Here is an 18667-nt window from a genome sequence, read left to right as displayed (position 1 = left end):
ATTAAAATTTAACACTTATTCCCAACTGCGTAGTCACTGATGCCGGACGATTTACCCCAAAAGAAGATGCTGCCCATTCCGGATCATATCCGTCAAAATTTGTAAATACAAATGGATCTAAAACATTTACATAAATTCTCAGGTTGCTCATTTTAAGTCTTTTTAATAACTCTGTATTGAATGTGTACCCCAAAGATATATTTTTAATTTTCACATAAGAAACATCTCTGTAATACCCGAATAATGAAGTCCAGTACGCTCCTGCACCAGTTGCAACCGGCCCTGGTCTTGGATTTGTATTATTAGCATTCGACTCAATGCCTGTTCCGTTTGTTGGAATAAAGTAATCCATTGCTAATTTCTGACGTCCTCTGTCGCTTACATCAGCAAAGTTTTGGTGAAAAGTACTCAAAACGGTTTGTCCCTGACTTGTCAGTACCGAAAAGTTAAAATCAAAATTCCCTACTGTTAATTTAGAATATAAACTTCCCTGCCAATCCGGATTTGCGTTTCCAATTACCGTTCTGTCATCACTATTAAATTTACCATCATTATTCAGGTCTTTTGGTTTTGCCTGACCAGGCAGCATGTTATAAGTTGCTGCTTCTGTCTTCTGGCTTTCCTGCCATACCCCATCATATACATAATTGTAATTAGGATTTAATTCTGATCCTAAAATTAATTTATTTCCAATATCACTAACACGATCCTGATTGTAAATTGATTCCAGTTTATTTACGTTTTTAGTGAAGGTAAAAGTAGTTTCCCAGTTTACGAAATCACTTTTAATAATTTTAGTCGTTAATAAAACCTCGACCCCTTTATTGCTTACAGAACCAACGTTTGAAAAAGTATTTTTATATCCTGCTTCGAGAGGTAGTTCCTGTTTGTAAATTAACTTATCAGATAATCTGTCATACACATCAACACTACCTGAAATTCTGTTCTTCAGGAACCCAAAATCAAGTCCAAAGTTAAGTTCTCTCGTTTTTTCCCAGGTCAGCTGCTGATTAGCAAGATTTTCTGTCTGCCATCCCGCTACGACATTTGCCCCGTTGGCATAAAATGTCTGCTGGTTTAATAAAGCCTGAGAAGTATAAGGCGCTACGTTATCATTTCCGGTATATCCTAAACTGGCACGTAGTTTTAAGTCTGAAATGACAGTGCTGTTTTCCAAGAACGACTCTTTGTTGATTTTCCATCCTAAAGCTACAGAAGGGAAACTCTGCCATTTATTGCCTTCCGACAAAACAGATGATCCGTCCCATCTGGAAGAAGCCGTTAATAAATATTTGTCTTTAAAGGTATAATTCAAACGAACCGCATAAGAGCTCAATGTGTTTTTTTGATAGCCCGAACTTATGTTATAACTGGTCTGAACTCCGGATCCCATATTATTAGAACCTGTATTAAAAGGCTGATTGTTAGAATACAAATAAGAAGTTTCATCTGTGTTCGAATACAAACTTTGTAGTAACAATACGCTAAAATCATGTACTTCCGCAAAAGTTTTTTTCAAATCAATCTGGTTATCCCAGGTGTAATTGAAATTGTTGAAGTTTTTGATAGATGCTGAGTTTTTTCCATTTAAGGTAACCCCTGCATTGGTTTGTGCACCATATCCTGTGCTTGTTACGGTATTTTCTATTCCGGCCGCAAATGTGGTTTTAAAGGAAAGCCATTTTAAGGGCTGGTATTGAAAAAATACGTTACCAACAGACTGCCATGTTTTTTCGGTTTGGGAAGAATTGGCAATCTCCATTAACGGGTTAACCGCACTGGTTTTATTAATTGCCCACGAACCATCAGGATACGTTAGTTTTCCTGGCAGAAAAAATAAATTTCCTACTTGTTCTTTTCCAGAAGCATCGACAGCCCATGGTGACATTAACGGACTAAGCCTGAAAGCGTCCTGCATGGCTAAATCACTTCCCAGTTGTGTTGAAACTCTGGCAACAGTAATGTTTGCACCAGTTGTGAATTTATCGTTTATCTTGTGATTTAATCCTAATTTAAAAGAATATTTATCGGTTGAATCGTTGTCAATAAGTCCTTCGTCGCTTTGCACTCCGAAACCTAAATTATAGCTTAAACCCGAATCAGAACGTCCTGAAACATTCAGATAGTTATTTTGAGTCATACCCGTTTTAAGCACAGCATCTGCCCAGTCAAAATTGTAACCGCTGTTGGCTCTTGATACTAATAGCGGACTTTGATTTCCGGCTAATGTGGCAAGTTGTGCCGGAGTTTGAGTTGCCGGTGTTGCACTCATATAAGCTACCTGGTGAAATTTCCACCACTCTTCACCGTTCATCATTTTCGGAAGTCTTGCTGCTTCTCTTGTACCATAAGAAGAATCAAATGTTACATTGATTCCTGATTTTACATTTGCACCGCTTTTTGTGGTTACAATGATAACACCACTTGCTCCTCTTGAACCGTAAATCGCGGCCGAAGAGGCATCTTTTAAAACATCCATTCTTGAAATATCCTGTGGATTAAGGAAATCTATATTATCAACCGGAACACCATCTACAACGTATAAAGGAGAAGATCCTACCAAAGAGTTATTTCCTCTGATTACCACTTTGAATCCGTCACCGGCACGTCCTGAAGAAGATGTAATGCTAACCCCGGGTGTGCTTCCCTGAATGGCTTCCAGGGCACTGGTGGTATTTCTTTCGGTAATCGTTGCCGCATTAATAGTACTGATCGAACCTGTTAAATCTGTCTTTTTTACGGTTCCGTACCCTACCACTACCACTTCATTTAAGGAGTTGGACTGTTCGGCAAGGCTTACATTTACTTTAGATTTTCCGGCTACACTTACTTCCTGCGTCTGAAAACCCAAATAGGTAATAACCAATATGGCTTTATTACTGCTAACATTCAATTTAAAACTCCCTTCAAAATCCGTCGAAGTTCCGTTTTTAGTTCCTTTTTCCTGAATATTTACTCCCGGAAGTGATAATCCTGTCGCATCTGTAATTTTCCCCTCAATCACAGTAGACTGAGCGCTTACTGCGTTACTCAACAGGAAATTCAGGAAAAATAAAAATACCACATTGTATTTTATTTTTTTCTTTGATAGTTCTTTAATGTTCATAGTTTGTTTAATAGTTTGGTTAATTGATAGTTTTTTTTAGTTTTTAATTGATTCTACTTTTTTTCCATTGATATAAGTATTTATAAAGTTTACGTTTTTTACATTTTTAAGCGAATAGACCGAATCTACTTTTTCAATTACGACATCTTTGAACGTAATATTTTCCACTGGGGATGATGCATAACCATCCGCAAGAATGCCATATTTTCCCGCGTTTTTCACTTTGATATTTTCAAGGCTGATATTTCTGATGGCAGGTATAAAATTCCCTTCCTGGCCTCCGTATACATTATAGGTCATGGTTGCTAATAAAACACACTCCTTTACGGTTCCTACTTTTAGATTTCTGACATAAATATCTTCTGTTGTTCCGCCGCGTTTCGAATTGGTTTTGATTCTGATCGCCCGGTCAAGATTTGGACTGTCCATAATGCAATTTTCAACGAAAACATTATTGACACCTGCAGATATCTCACTACCCATCACGACTCCGCCATGGCCATCGATCATTTTACAATTCTGAACAATGATATTTCTACTGGGAATAGCGACTCTTCTTCCGTCTGCATCCCTCCCCGATTTGATGGCAATACAATCGTCTCCTGTATTAAAGGTGCAGTTTCTGATAATTATATTTTGGGAATATTCGGGATCACAACCGTCATTATTGGGTCCGTGGCTGTTTACGGTTACGCCGTCGATAATCATATCTTTTGATTTTATGGGATGTAAAACCCAAAAAGGGGCATTAATAATGGTAACATCTTTTATCAAAACGGTATTACATTCGAAGAACTGAATAAAACCAGGCCGTAAATAACGTCCTTCCCCAAAAATCCTTTCGGAGACCGGAACACCTTTTTCAGCCATATCAATCAAAACTTCACGGTTTGTCGGATCATTTTGCGACGGAATTCCTTTTTGCCAGCCATAGTTTTTACCTCCTGACCAAATCCACCAGTTCGTACTATTGGCCTGACCGTTAAGAGTGCCTTTACCGGTTATCGCAACATTTGTTTTGTTTTTTGCATATATAAGAGGTGAATAATTCATCAGTTCTGTTCCTTCCCATGAAGTATGAACCAAAGGATATTCCTTTGCATCTGTACTGAAAAGAATTTCTGCCTGATCTTCTAAGTGCAGATTCACATTACTTTCTAAATGTATCGGGCCAGTCAGGTATTTTCCGTTTGGAACCAGTACTTTTCCACCACCTTTTTTGGCACATTCTTTAATTGCTTTTTCAAAAGCCGGCGTATTAGAAGTTTTTCCGTCTGCTACCGCACCAAAATCTTTTACATTATAAGTCTTATCAGAAAAATGGGTTAAAGGGATGCTTTTGATAACCAAATCCATTTTTTTCCACGGATTGGCTTCAGAAATACCGGAAACCTGTTTCGCACAAGACAAAAAAAGCAGGAATACCAAACCTAAAACGGCTGTAATTTTTAATGTTATAGACTTATTTGTAATCATTTAAAGAAAATTTTATGATTTGAGGCCAGTAAATGCAACCTTTTATGTAATCGATTACACGAAAGTAAAAAAATAGTTTGACTGCACCAAATTTATTTAGAAAAAATTTATATATTTAATTTTTATTACGAACTATATTTACACGTAATGTAAAAAAACACATAATTTATTATGATTGTAATATTGAAAACGTTTGAAATATAAGTTCTGGTAATCGATAACAATTTTTATTTGTTAGATAAAAAAAATGTACTTTTGTCCTGTAATTAACCTGAAAACCTTTTGAATGAGCGAAAAAATAACCATTTATGATATTGCGAAAAAACTGAATATCACTGCCGCTACAGTTTCCAGAGCGTTAAACAACAATCCGAAAATAAAAGAGAGCACGCGTGAGTTGGTGATCAAAACGGCGGCTTCAATGAATTACAAGCAGAACAAACTTGCCCTGGCCTTAAAAAGCGGCCGAAGTAATAATATAGGAGTTATTGTTCCCCGTATTGACAGCAATTTTTTTGCTTCGGTTATTAGGGGTATTGAAGAAGAACTACATCCGCATGGCTATCAGGTTATTATTTGCCAGACGCATGAAGATCCCAAAAGGGAAAATGAAAACCTGTATACTTTAATTGATGCCCAGGTAGATGGTATACTCATGTCTGTTACGGATGTTACCAACGAAAACACCGGCGCTTTTCATTATGTATTAGAAAAAAACGTACCTCTGATCTTTTTTGACAGAAGCAAACATATTGATGGCGTAAGTTCAGTAACAATCAACGACTTTAAAGGAGGTTACATTACCACAAAACACCTTATTGACGAAGGCTGCCATAATATTGCTCATTTCTCCGGAGATCAGTCGCTTGAAATTTTCAAAAACAGGTTTTTAGGATACAAACAAGCATTATTGGACAACGGAATGACTTTTAATGAAGAATATGTGATTCGCACCAAAAGTAGTGTGGAGTCCGGGAAAGAGGCCGTGAATGCACTGTTACAGCTTAAAACTCCGCCTGATGCTATTTTTTCTTCGAGTGATTTTGCTGCTTTGGGAGCTATTCAGGAATTAAAGGATAAAAACATCAGCATCCCAAAAGAGTTTTGCGTAGCAGGATTCAGTAATGAGCCGTTTACTAAATTCATGGAATTATCAATTACTTCTGTGGATCAGTCTCCGCTTGAAATGGGAAAAATGTCTGCACGTGTTTTCCTGGAGCAGGTTGATAAAACCGACACGATTAAAATCGAAAAAAAGGTAGTGCTCGCACCGGAATTACACATTCGTAAATCGTCTTCGAGAAGTAGCATTTAAATTGTCTTTTTACCATATAATTGATGTAGGTTCATATTAGTTAAACTGCTGTGATTCTTTTTTTTTTGCCACAGATTAAACGATTGAACAGATTTTTTTGCCACGAATTACACGAATTTGCACGAATATTTTACCATGTAAGTGATGTAAGTTCATATTAGTTAAGCTGTTGTGATTCTTTTTTTTTGCCACGAATTACACGAATTGGCACGAATATTTACCATGTAAGTGATGTAAGTTCATATTAGCATTCATTTGTTATCGAGATGCGCAGTTGTCGCTTTTTTTGCCACGAATATTAACGTAAAGATTCGTGCAAATTCGTGCAATTCGTGGCAACTCTTTTTTTAATCATTTAAACCATCACAATCTCTAGCTTATATTTTCTTAAATCACTTATATGGTAAAACAAAAAAAAGACGCACAATTGTGCGTCTCTACATTTATATTATGTTGAAAATCTTAAAGTGAAACCCCTCTTTTCCAGGGAATAAAATCATTTTGATTTAAGATTGCGGCTTTGGTTTTAATGGTACCGCTTGCAACCTCAATGATGAATTCCAGCATTTCATCAGCCATTTCGTCTATCGATTTTTCACCTGTGATAATTCCTCCGGTGTCGATATCGATAATGTCAGACATTTTTCTGGCTAATTCAGTATTAGACGAAATTTTTACTACCGGTGCGATCGGGTTACCCGTCGGAGTTCCCAAGCCTGTTGTAAACAAAACCATATTGGCTCCCGAACCTACCATTGCGGTCGTACATTCAACGTCGTTTCCTGGTGTACAAAGCAGTGTTAATCCTGGCTTAGTAATGTATTCACCATAATCGAAAACACCTGTAATCGGTGAAGTTCCACCTTTTTTAGCAGCTCCTGCAGATTTCATCGCATCCGTAATTAAACCGTCCTTAATGTTTCCCGGAGACGGATTCATATCAAATCCTGAACCGGCATCTACAACAGTTTTTTCGTACCATTGCATTAAATCCAGAAAACGTTTTCCGCCTTCATCTTCTACGCAACGGTTTACCAGTTCCTGCTCTACTCCGCATAATTCAGGAAATTCAGAAAGGATTGTTGTTCCTCCCAAAGCAGCCAGTAAATCTGAAGTTACACCTAATGTCGGGTTGGCTGAAATTCCGGAAAACCCGTCAGATCCGCCACATTCCAGACCAATGGTTAATTTTGACAAAGGTGCCGGTGTTCTTTTTATATCGTTTGCTTTTTTAATCGCTTCGAAAGTATCTTTTACCACACTGCTTAGCATCGTTTCAATAGTTCCTATTTGTTGCTGATCGTAAATCAAAACCGGTTTTTTACTGTTTGGATTTATAGCATCCAAAGCATCTTTAAAAATCTGAATCTGAAGATTCTGACAACCTAAACTCAGAACTGTAGCTCCGGCCACATTGGGGTTGTTTACGTATCCTGCCAATAATTTAGCCAAACTGTGCGAATCCTGACGAATTCCGCCACATCCACCCTGATGCGTGATAAATTTTACTTCGATATTATTGAATAAATTAGCATCATTTGAAGCCGCCTCATTACCTGCACCGCCCGTTTCCGTTTTCACCAAAGAACGAAGCAATAATTGATAATCGTTTTCCTTTGGTTTCATTAATTCCTTTTCGAAGATATCTTTTAATATTTCGATGTTTCTGTTTTCACAGAAAACCAAAGGGAAAAACAACCATACATTTTCAGTTCCAACCTGTCCGTCTTCTCTGTGGTAGCCCAGAAAAGTTCTGTCTTTCCACTTATCGATATTCGGTTTTGTCCAGCCAATAGTTTCCGTTTTCCCGGTTACTTTGTCACTTTCGTGTTTTACATTTACCGTAGAAAGCAATCCGCCTTTTTCGATTCTGGCACTTGATTTTCCCACCAAAACACCGTACATAATAATCCTGTCTCCGATGTCAAAAGGAACCAAAGCAATTTTATGCTTCATTTTTACATCAGTTTCAATTGTAATATCCTCACCTTCAAAGTGAATCACCTCTCCAGCCACCAGATTTACCAAAGCTACCGCTACATTATCAGTAGGGTTAACTTTTATTAATTTTTTTTGCGTTTCCATAACTATTGTATGTGAGTTCCTGAATTTATTTATTTTTTAAAATTGGCAAAACCTTGTTCTACACCATTTTCATCAATTTCTTTTAATGCTTTTGCAATAGCTTCCGTCAAAGAAGGAACTGTAGTCAAATCTACATCCCAGAAACTTTTATTCTGTAATGTAAGTGTCGCTATTTTATTGTAATCCTCTGATTTCCAAACTTCATTAAAAAAAGTAATGATATCATCGCTATCGTTTAAGGGAAGAGCTTCCCCTTTCCATGTTCCTTTGTAAAAACGAATTAAACAGGCAAATGCAAAGGTCAGGTGAACCGGTAATTTCTTATGAATGGCCACATATTCCGTTAAACTTGGCAAAACACGTACTTTGAATTTCGAAATTGAATTTAAAGCAATCGATGACAATAAGTGCTTGATAAACGGATTTCTGAAACGGTCCAGAATTTCTTCAGCAAAACTGGTTAATTCTGCTTTGTCCATATTCAGCGTATCATTGATTTCCTCAAAAACAGCTTTGTTTACGAAATCTCCCGTAAAGGCATTATCAACGGTTTCTTTAACGGTTTCATTTCCGTAAAGCAATGAAAATGGAACCATAGCCGTGTGTGCACCATTTAGAATTCTAACTTTTCGGGTACGGTAAGGCTGCATATCCGCCACTATTTTTACGTCTAAATCTGTCTTTTCAAACGGAAGTTTTGCCTTTAGATCATCATCACCTTCAATCACCCATAAAAAGAAACTTTCGGCACTTACAATCAGATCATCTTTATAAGACAACTGACTGTTGTATTCTTCAATCTGATCTTTTGGATAGCCCGGAACAATTCTGTCTACCAAGGTATTATGGAAAGAACAGCTGTTTAAAAGCCAGAAAATAAAATCCTGTCCCAGCTTCCATTCCGTTGCATATTTTAAAATAATTTCTTTTAAAGTATCTGAATTATAATTAATGAGCTCACAAGGAATAATGGTTAACCCTTTGGATGCGTCTCCGCTAAAATGCTTAAATCTTTCGTGTAAAAGTACGGTTAATTTCGCAGGAAAAGAAACCGGAGGCTGCATGGTCGGAAGATCTGACGGAATGTATTCAATACCCGCTTCCGTAGTATTTGATATAATGAAAGCCAGCTCTTCTTCTTTGGCCAAAGCCAGATATTCCTGAAAAGAGGCATAAGGATCAATTGCTTTTACAATATTGGTAATCAGCTCTTTTTCCTGAATTTCCTGTCCTTTCTTCACCCCTTTCATAAATAAAGTGTACAAACCATCCTGGGCATTGATCATATTGACAAGGCCTTTATCGATAGGCTGTACGACCGCGATCCCTGCATTGAAACCAGCTTCCTGATTTAGCTTTTGAATAGCATATTCTACGAAAGCTCTTAAGAAATTACCTTCTCCAAATTGTACAATTTTTATTGGAAGTTTAGTCGAAAACTCCGAATTTGATCTGTTTATTTTTTCCATTATAAATCCTTTAAAGCATTATAAATAATCATTGTAAACACTTATTTGACTTTTATTTTTTAATTGTAAAAGAAGCATTACACCTGAGTGAGTAAAATAAATTTTGCTGTGAGGAGTGACAAAATTTATTTTGCAAGCGCAATGCTCTGTTACAATATCTAAAAACTTTTAAAAAAATTGCAAGCCAAATAAGGAACAGGCATGATTATCCCTTATTTATTTTTAATATTTTTGATGATGTCAAGGACCTGACTGACTCTCATTTTTAAGCCGTCAAAATCATTGGTATCGAGTATATCTTTTGAAATTAATTGTGACCCCAGACCCACACAAAATGCGCCTGCATCAATCCAGGAAGTAAGACTTTCTACAGTTGACAAAACACCTCCCGTTGGCATAATACTGGTCCATGGACAAGGTCCTTTTAATGCTTTTATAAACTCCGGACCATAAATATCCCCCGGAAATAATTTGACAATTTCGCAGCCTAGTTCTTCCGCTCTGGCAATCTCCGTCAGCGTGCCGCAACCCGGCGACCATAATACTTTACGGCGGTTACAGGCGATAGCAATATCTTCCCTGAAAACCGGAGTTACAATAAAATTGGCACCCAACTGCATGTACAAAGACGCAGCAGCAGCATCTGTTACAGAGCCCACTCCCAACATCATTCCCGGTAATTCAGCCAGGGCATATTTATTTAAAGCTCCGAATACTTCGAAAGCAAAATCACCACGGCTTGTAAATTCCATTAATCTTGAACCTCCGTCATAACAGGCCTTCAGCACTTTTTTGCTCACTTCGATATCAGAATGAAAAAACAACGGAACCATTCCGTTTTCTTTCATTTGGGAAGCCACTTCAATTCTTGAATATTTTGCCATTTTCTATTAATTATCTTGATACCAATCCGGCAGAATCGCCATCAAGCATATTTTCAACTTCTTTTAGGGTCACCAGATTGTAATCTCCTGCAATGGTATGTTTTAAACAACAGGCTGCCACTGCAAAATCTAACGCTCTCTGGTTGTTATTCTGATATTGCGACAAACCATAAATCAATCCGCCCATAAAAGCATCACCGCTTCCTACGCGATCCACAACTGGTGTAACTTCTTTAACGGCTGCACCATAAATTGCTTTTCCGTCAAACAAAATACCTCCAATTCGCTGATGTGAAGCACTTACAGAATAACGAAGTGTGGTCGCAGCAATTTTCAGATTTGGAATCAATTCGAACAATTTTGTGTATAATGCCGGAAGCGATTTTTCGTCCTGATAATTTGGATTTACCTTCGGAATTCCAAGCATAAAATAAGCTGTATCGATATCTCCTAAAATAACATTACTGTATTGCAGCATTTCCGGCATTACATCACATGGTGTTTTTCCGTACTGCCAAAGTTTTGATCTGTAATTTAAGTCGCATGAAATCATGATTCCTTTTTTATGAGCCACTTTAATGGCTTCCAGACAAGCTTCTGCTGCACTCTCCGAAATTGCCGGAGTGATTCCGCTCCAGTGAAACCAAGTGGCACCTTCAAAAACTTTCTCCCAGTCAATAGTTCCTTTCTGAATAGTTGCCATGGAACTGTGCGCGCGGTCATAAACGACATTACTGCCACGTGTCCCCGCTCCGGTTTCCAGAAAATAAATCCCTAAACGTTCGCCACCGTAAACAATGTTTTTAGATTCTACATTCATTTTTCGGATTTCTCTTAATGCAGAAACACCAATTTCATTTTCTGGTAATCTGGTAACAAATTCAGCATTCACACCGTAATTGGCCAAAGAAACGCAAACGTTAAATTCTCCGCCGCCATACGTAGCACCAAATGCTGTTGATTGCGCAAACCTTAAATGTCTTTCTGTCGATAAACGCAACATGATTTCACCAAATGCAACTACTCTACTCATATTTATTTTTTTTACCATTAATAGATTACACCTGAATTTTAACGGTTATTTTACTTTGCCAAAAATTAAATGGATAAAAGATTAAAAAAATCTGCCTAATCTGCGGGCTTCAAATTCTTTCTTCTATATTCTATATTCTAATTAAAATTTAAAATATTCCTTCGCATTGTTATACGAAATATCCTGAACCAGTTTACCAATCCATTCCATATCGTTCGGAAGCTCCCCTCTTTTGATTTCGTCTCCCAGAAGATTACAAAGAATTCGTCTGAAATATTCGTGTCTCGGGAACGATAAAAAGCTTCTCGAATCCGTCAGCATTCCAACAAAACAGCTGATTAATCCCATATTGGAAAGGGCATTCAATTGTTTGGTCATTCCGTCTTTCTGATCTAAAAACCACCATCCGGATCCGAACTGTACTTTTCCTCTGACACTTCCGTCATTGAAATTACCAATCATGGTAGCCATAACCTCATTGTCAGCCGGATTTAAGTTATAAATGATTGTTTTCGTCAATTTATCTTTACTGTCCAGCGCATTTAAAAATGATGATAATTTTTGAGCCTGCGGGTAATCTCCGATAGAATCCCAACCCGTATCAGGTCCTAAAATTCGGTGCATACGCGCATTGTTGTTGCGCAGCGCCCCTAAGTGAAATTGCTGTACCCAGCCTTTTTCATGATACGTTTCAGACAAAAACAACAAAATTGAACTTTGGAATTTTAAAGCTTCTTCAGGAGTTATAATTCTGTTTTCTCTTTTCTTTTTGAAAATCGTATTGACTTCAGCTTCCGTAAACTCTTCAAAATAAATCTGATCCAGTCCGTGGTCACTTAGCTTACAGCCATTTTGAGCAAAGAATTCTATCCTGTTTTTCAAGGCGCTGCACAAATCCGAATAGCTATGAATTGCGATTCCGGATACCTCTCCTAAGGTGTCCAGATATCCATTATACCCCTCATTTGAAATTAGAATGGCTTTATCGGGCCTGAAAGCAGTGCTCACTTTTGTCCCGAAAGGATTTTGAGCAATTTTCCGGTGATGATCCAAATTGTCGATCGGATCTTCAGTGGTACATACCAGTTCCGCATTTACTTTTTTAAGCAGGTTTTGTGTACTGTAAACTTCTGAGTTGATTTTCTCTGAAGTTTCGATATAGATTTTCTCTGCTGATTTTTCATTCAGTAAATCATAGATATCAAAATAACGAGCCAATTCCAGGTGTGTCCAGTGGTATAAAGGATTACGCATCGTGTACGGAACCGTTTTTCCCCAGTTTAGGAATTTGTCTTTATCGGAACCGTTTCCGGTAACAAACTGCTCATTGATACCCAGGGTACGCATCGCGCGCCATTTGTAATGATCCCCGTTGATCCAGACCTGTGTACTATTGTCAAAGATTTTATCTTCGGCTATAAACTGCGGATTTAAGTGATTGTGGTAATCTATAATAGGCTGGTTTTTGGAGTAATTGTGGTATAACTCTTCCGCATATTTATTTTCCAGTAAAAAGTTATCGTTTATGAAGGTCTGATTTGCGCTCATGTCTTTTAAAATATAATTTGAGAATTATTCTTCGTTTGAAGGTTTTCCAATGGTTGCAAGTATTCCGCCGTCAACATACAAAATATGACCGTTGACAAAATCGCTGGCTTTTGAAGATAAAAATATCGCTGCTCCGGCCAGATCACCCGGATCTCCCCATTTTGCAGCCGGGGTTCTGCTGATTATAAAATCATTAAACGGATGTCCGTCTACTCTGATTGGCTTGGTTTGTTCTGTAGCGAAATAACCGGGGCCAATTCCGTTGATCTGAACATTGTATTTTGCCCATTCCGTAGCCATATTTTTCGTCAGCATTTTTAAACCGCCTTTTGCAGCAGCATAAGCTCCGACTGTATTTCGGCCCAATTCGCTCATCATCGAGCAAATGTTGATTATTTTTCCCTGTCTTCTTTCGATCATTCCTTTGGCTACATGCTTCGAAACAATAAAAGGACTCACCAGGTCAATATCGATCACTTCTTTAAAATCGGCCACTTCCATTTCAATCAGCGGAATTCTTTTGATAATTCCAGCGTTGTTAATTAAAATATCAATGGGTCCGACTTCGCTTTTAATTTTTTCAACCGCAGCAATCACTTCCTGCTCGTCTGTTACATTAAATCTGTAACCAACCGCTTTGATTCCTTCGTTTTGAAGTTCTTTTACGGCATCATCTATCTTTTGCTGTGAAGAGTTGCCATTGACAACAATTGTTGCTCCTGCCTGCCCCAGTCCTTTTGCCATTGCCATTCCCAGTCCGTGTGTACTTCCTGTAATAAGGGCAATTTTTCCGTTTATATCAAATAATGAATTTGTCATCTTATCTTAAATCTGTGATTTTACAAACATCCATATCACCGTAATCTAAATTCTCCCCTGCCATTCCCCAGATAAAAGTATAATTACTGGTTCCGGAACCGGAATGAATAGACCATGGCGGAGAAATTACTGCCTGATGGTTGTTAATCCAGATATGCCTTGTTTCCTGAGGCTGTCCCATAAAGTGGCAAACGGCCTGATTTTCCGGAATGTCCAGATAGAAATAAACTTCCATTCTGCGATCGTGTACGTGTGCCGGCATGGTATTCCATACACTTCCAGTTCTCAATTCTGTCATTCCCATCTGCAATTGACAGGTCGTTACGACACTACCAATAATCATTTGGTTTACCGTACGGTGATTTGCCGTTTCCATCGTACCCAATTCCAATTTATTCGCTTTCGCCAAACTCACTTTTACCGTTGGGTAACTGGTATGTGCGGGTGCGGAATTGATATAAAACTTAGCCGGATTAGTAGTGTCATCACTTTTAAAAATTACTTCCTTGTTACCGCTTCCGATATACAAAGCATCTTTAAAACCAAGTTCAAAAGATTTTCCTTCAACAAGAACAGAGCCGCTACCTCCCACATTGATGATTCCGATTTCTCTTCGTTCCAGAAAGTACGGAGCTTTAAGAGGATCTATTGTTTCTAATGTTAAGTCGTTTTTTACAGGAACTGCTGAACCTGTAATATATCGGTCATAATGAGAGTAGACTAATACAATTTCATCCTCTTTCATTAAATCATCAATTAAGAATTCTTCTCTTAGTTGTTGTGTATCGTATTTTTTCACCGCTTCGGGACTTGACGCGTATCTTGAAGTATATTTTGTCATAATTTTTAATTTAATGTAATCGATTGCACAAAATTATATTTTTATCTTTAAAAAACATATTTTCGAACTACTAAAGTTTTGTAAAATATTATAAACCTGTAATTGGACTGTATTTTGGCACCAATGTTTTCATAACGATCCAGCCTGTTAAGTAACAAACGGCACAGATAGAGAAAATGATAAAATAGCCCGATTCAATTCCGTGAAACCCCATGAAAGACATATTGGTTTCCTTGGCATGATCAAATAATAATCCGGAACCTTTATTAATTATCGTAGAACCTACACCGCCTGCCAAACCTCCAATTCCGGTAATAGTAGCAATTGCTTTTTTGGGAAACATATCACCGACCGTCGTAAAAATATTGGCCGACCAGGATTGATGCGCTGCTCCTGCAATACCAATTATGATAATCGGGATCCAGTAACTTATATATCCTAAAGGCTGCGCAATTAAGGCTAATAATGGAAAAAATGCAAAGATCAGCATCGCTCTCATTCGTCCTTCGTAGGGATTCATTCCTTTTTTCTCTACAAAGTAGGTAGGCAGCCAGCCTCCGATAATAGAAAGCAGCGTAATCATGTACAAAACGAATAAAGGCAAAGCTGCTTCTGTAGAATCCATTCCGTAAACAGAACTTAGATAAGCCGGGGTCCAGAATAAGAAAAACCACCAAACACCGTCTGTCATAAATTTACCAAAAGCAAAAGCCCAGGTTTGTTTGTATTTAAAGCAGTCTACAAAAGAAACTTTCGTTGAAGTATCGGGTACGTAGCCCACTATTTTAGCATCCGCAATATCATCCTGTTGAATATATTCTAATTCTGCTGCACTTACTCTTTTGTGTCTTTCGGGCTTATCATACATAAAAACCCAAAATCCCATCCATACAAAACCCAAAGCTCCGATGATAATAAAGGCCATTTCCCATCCGAAAGATTTTGCAATAAACGGAATTGAGATTGGAGCTGCCAAGGCACCAACAGTGGCACCGGCATTAAATATACTCGTAGAAAAAGCCCTGTCTTTTTTGGGAAAATATTCGGCTGTAGTTTTGATGGCTGCCGGAAAATTTCCTGCTTCCCCCACCGCCAGTACAAAACGGGCAAATATGAATAAAGCAACACTTACATTAATCACCAAACCGGTATCTTTTACTAAATGAATCAAATTTTTAGCACCTTCAAAACCTACAAACCAGTTCCCGGTAATTATTCCCGCCGTGGCAATACCACAAAAGGCATGCAGGCAGGCTCCGATTGACCAGATCCCGATGGCCCATAGAAATCCTTTTTTAGTATCCAGCCAGTCTACAAATCTTCCGGCGAACAACAGGGATACGGCATAAAAAATTGAAAACAATGCGGTAATATTTCCGTAATCATTATTCGTCCAGTGAAACTCAGGTGCAATAAAGTCACTCCACGTCAGGGAAAGTACTTGTCTGTCCAGATAATTGATTGTAGTGGCAAAAAACAACAAGGCACAAATACTCCAACGATATTTTCCGACGGAGGCGCTTTTCTGGCTGACAGTAACTGAATTGATCTGGTTCATGGTAACGGTTTATTTTTTAATTTATAATTTTTGGTAACACATTTTCAACACTTTAGCCTCTTAGGGATTCATTCCTCAAAAGTCTGAATACAACAAAAAAATCAAATAATGTAATCGATTGCACAAATATAGTTTTAAATCTTTATAATCCAAATAAATTGCATAAAAAATTATTTTACTAAGATAAATAAACACATCATACAAAAAACAGAATGCTAAATTACATATTAAACAATATATATGTTAAATACCAATAGGTGAAAAATATCCGTTTCAGGTGTCAAAATTGTCCTAAAATTAATCTTTTTACATCATTTTCCAATACTTATTAGTGTAAAAAACACAATTATTAATTTATCTGTAAGATTAAAGCAATAAAAACATTAAATTTGAATTTTATCCATTAAATCAAACGATCACTAAACCTTTATAAAATTGAAAAAATCAGAAAACCTTATTTTAAAAAATATCTTCCTAAAACTGTTTTTATTCATGGGAATACTACAGCAGCTACAAGCACAAAATCAGGTTATACCGCTTTGGAATAAAATACCCGGAGAAATTAAAGCTTCGGATTACACCGAAAAAGAAACCGTAAAAGACGGGAAAGTACAGAGTACGACTTTAGTTACAACACCAACTTTAACGGTATTTTTGCCAAAAGAAAGCAAACCCAATCAAACTGCTGTTGTTATCTTTCCAGGTGGCGGCTATATGCATCTGGCTATTGACAAGGAAGGCACAAAAGTGGCGGAATGGTTCAATAGTATTGGAATTGTAGCTTTCGTGCTAAAATACCGACTGCCAAGTGATTTAATAATGAAAGACAAAACCATTGGTCCATTGCAGGACGCTCAGGAATCGATACGCTACGTAAGACAAAACGCCTCAAAATGGAATATTGATCCGAATAAAATTGGCGTATTGGGCTTCTCCGCAGGCGGACACCTGGCTGCTACCCTGTCTACTCATTATGATGATAAAGTATATGAAACTTCTTCTCAATTAAGTGCACGTCCTGATTTTTCCCTTCTGATTTATCCCGTTATTTCGATGCAAAATGACATAACACATAAAGGTTCACAAATTAACTTACTGGGGCAAAACCCTTCCGCCGCATTACTTGATTCTTTTTCGAATGAAAAAAGAGTAACTCCCCAAACCCCTCTCACATTTCTGATTCATGCCACGGATGATGGAGCTGTTTTACCCGAAAACAGCATTAATTATTACCTGGCCCTTAAAAAAAATAAAGTTACAGCCGAGTTGCATTTATATGAAAATGGCGGTCACGGTTTCGGACTGGGAATTGGAGACACTAATAAATACTGGACTAAACAATGTGAAGACTGGCTGAAAAGCAATAAATTTTGAGTACAGGTTTAATCGGTGAATCGTTTGATCGTTTATTTGTTTTATTGGGTAATTGTGTAACCGAAAAATTAAACCACTAAACGAACAGATGCCTCAACCATTAAACGATTAAACAAAAAAAAGTCTATAGATCCGGCTAAACAAATAACCAGATCGATAGACCACAGAAAAATAGACTTTCTTGTATTTTTGCAAATTTATACAAAGCTACCCACGATCAGATGAATGTGTCAATTTTCCTTTAACTAAATTGTTTTTCTCCAAAAAAACATTCACACAGAAACCTCAGTACTGACTGAAAAGGCAAAAAACATAGATCAGCTTCAGCTCCTGTGACGCAAATTTACATGGTCTTTTAGTGAAATAATTACGGCTTTCCACATTCTAACAAAATATTTCCAATACTTTATAATTTTACAATTGTAGTTTCCTCTAAAAGATCACGTTAGCACTTTTGCAAACACATCAATTTTTCCAATAATTATTAAAAAAAACTGAGACCGATACAAAACCCTAAACCCTAAAACCTGAAACTCCAAACTCCAAACTTGAAACCTGAAACTTGAAACATGAAACTTGAAACATGAAACTTGAAACATGAAACTTGAAACTTGAAACTTGAAACCTGAAACCTGAAACTTGAAAAAATCTTAATCCAGGTTAAGTTCCAATTGCTTTTAAACCAATAAATTTGTGCATCAAACTACTTGATTATGAAAACACTCGAATTCCTAATACTCGGAAAAAATGAAGCCATTTTAACCATACTGCTAAGACTTGTCAATGCTAATGAAAACTGGAATGCCGTAGGCTTTAATGATGAAAATGCGGCTCAGGACTATTTCCTGAAAAACAAAATTGATATGGTTTTACTGAGTTCCGCCATCGAAGATCATGTCGAAAAAGCGTTCACCACTTTTTGTTTAAAACACCAGCCCGAAGTAGAAGTAATAGAACATTTTGGCGGTGGCAGCGGATTACTGCAATCCGAAATCTACCACAGGCTACATCTGAAAGGAAAATTATAGCTGAGTTCGGAGTTTCATGTTTCAAGTTTCATGTTTCAGGCTCAAAATTCCCATTTTCAAATTATCCAATTATCTCATTTTCCAATTATCAAATTATCTCATTTTCAAATTATCTCATTTTCAAATTCCAA

General features: G+C 37.3%; 13 protein-coding genes. 3 read left to right on the top strand and 10 right to left on the bottom strand.

Annotated elements, in window-relative coordinates; translation table 11 throughout:
* Position 1: 1 nt before the first annotated feature.
* Together LPB89_RS16860 and LPB89_RS16855 are read right to left on the bottom strand one after the other, a co-directional pair.
* Positions 2 to 3106 carry a TonB-dependent receptor gene (locus LPB89_RS16860; RefSeq protein WP_230702855.1) on the bottom strand — a complete coding sequence of 1035 codons (3105 nt, stop codon included), beginning with the start codon at positions 3104 to 3106 and terminating at the stop codon, positions 2 to 4.
* 36 nt (positions 3107 to 3142) lie between these two features.
* Positions 3143 to 4582, bottom strand: coding sequence for a glycoside hydrolase family 28 protein (locus LPB89_RS16855; protein WP_230702854.1), 1440 nt, complete (start codon positions 4580 to 4582; stop codon positions 3143 to 3145).
* A 286-nt stretch (positions 4583 to 4868) separates the two neighbouring features.
* Here LPB89_RS16855 and LPB89_RS16850 point away from each other — a divergent pair, with 286 nt between their 5' ends.
* Entirely contained in the window at positions 4869 to 5897 is a 1029-nt protein-coding gene (locus LPB89_RS16850; RefSeq protein WP_230702853.1) for a LacI family DNA-binding transcriptional regulator, read from the top strand.
* Positions 5898 to 6359: 462 nt separating this feature from the next.
* Here LPB89_RS16850 and LPB89_RS16845 read toward each other — a convergent pair whose 3' ends face one another.
* From LPB89_RS16845 to LPB89_RS16810, 8 genes are all read right to left on the bottom strand, one after another.
* Positions 6360 to 7982 (bottom strand): UxaA family hydrolase, encoded by a 1623-nt coding sequence (locus LPB89_RS16845; protein WP_230702852.1) that lies wholly within the window; start codon positions 7980 to 7982, stop codon positions 6360 to 6362.
* Positions 7983 to 8011: 29 nt separating this feature from the next.
* Positions 8012 to 9451, bottom strand: coding sequence for a tagaturonate reductase (locus LPB89_RS16840; protein ID WP_230702851.1), 1440 nt, complete (start codon positions 9449 to 9451; stop codon positions 8012 to 8014).
* A 212-nt stretch (positions 9452 to 9663) separates the two neighbouring features.
* Positions 9664 to 10335, bottom strand: coding sequence for a bifunctional 4-hydroxy-2-oxoglutarate aldolase/2-dehydro-3-deoxy-phosphogluconate aldolase (locus LPB89_RS16835; RefSeq protein ID WP_230702850.1), 672 nt, complete (start codon positions 10333 to 10335; stop codon positions 9664 to 9666).
* A gap of 10 nt (positions 10336 to 10345) precedes the next feature.
* Positions 10346 to 11368, bottom strand: a complete 1023-nt coding sequence (locus tag LPB89_RS16830; protein ID WP_230702849.1) for a sugar kinase — start codon at positions 11366 to 11368, stop codon at positions 10346 to 10348.
* Between the two features lie 141 nt (positions 11369 to 11509).
* Positions 11510 to 12916, bottom strand: coding sequence for a glucuronate isomerase (uxaC, locus tag LPB89_RS16825; RefSeq protein ID WP_230702848.1), 1407 nt, complete (start codon positions 12914 to 12916; stop codon positions 11510 to 11512).
* A gap of 24 nt (positions 12917 to 12940) precedes the next feature.
* Positions 12941 to 13735 (bottom strand): gluconate 5-dehydrogenase, encoded by a 795-nt coding sequence (locus tag LPB89_RS16820; RefSeq protein WP_230702847.1) that lies wholly within the window; start codon positions 13733 to 13735, stop codon positions 12941 to 12943.
* A gap of 1 nt (position 13736) precedes the next feature.
* Entirely contained in the window at positions 13737 to 14576 is an 840-nt protein-coding gene (gene kduI / locus LPB89_RS16815; RefSeq protein ID WP_230702846.1) for a 5-dehydro-4-deoxy-D-glucuronate isomerase, read from the bottom strand.
* 88 nt (positions 14577 to 14664) lie between these two features.
* Positions 14665 to 16134 (bottom strand): MFS transporter, encoded by a 1470-nt coding sequence (locus LPB89_RS16810; RefSeq protein ID WP_230702845.1) that lies wholly within the window; start codon positions 16132 to 16134, stop codon positions 14665 to 14667.
* A 492-nt stretch (positions 16135 to 16626) separates the two neighbouring features.
* Here LPB89_RS16810 and LPB89_RS16805 point away from each other — a divergent pair, with 492 nt between their 5' ends.
* Complete coding sequence (locus LPB89_RS16805) at positions 16627 to 17508, top strand: alpha/beta hydrolase (protein WP_230702844.1); 882 nt, start codon at positions 16627 to 16629, stop codon at positions 17506 to 17508.
* 713 nt (positions 17509 to 18221) lie between these two features.
* Positions 18222 to 18536: a hypothetical protein gene (locus LPB89_RS16800; RefSeq protein WP_230702843.1), complete on the top strand. Its 315-nt coding sequence runs from the start codon at positions 18222 to 18224 to the stop codon at positions 18534 to 18536.
* Positions 18537 to 18667: the final 131 nt, after the last annotated feature.

Origin of the sequence: Flavobacterium sp. ENC (assembly GCF_020991415.1) — a bacterium.
In the GTDB taxonomy this organism is placed as follows: Bacteria; Bacteroidota; Bacteroidia; order Flavobacteriales; family Flavobacteriaceae; genus Flavobacterium.
Note: the sequence above shows the minus strand (reverse complement) of the source record. Positions and strands in the feature narration are given on the sequence as shown.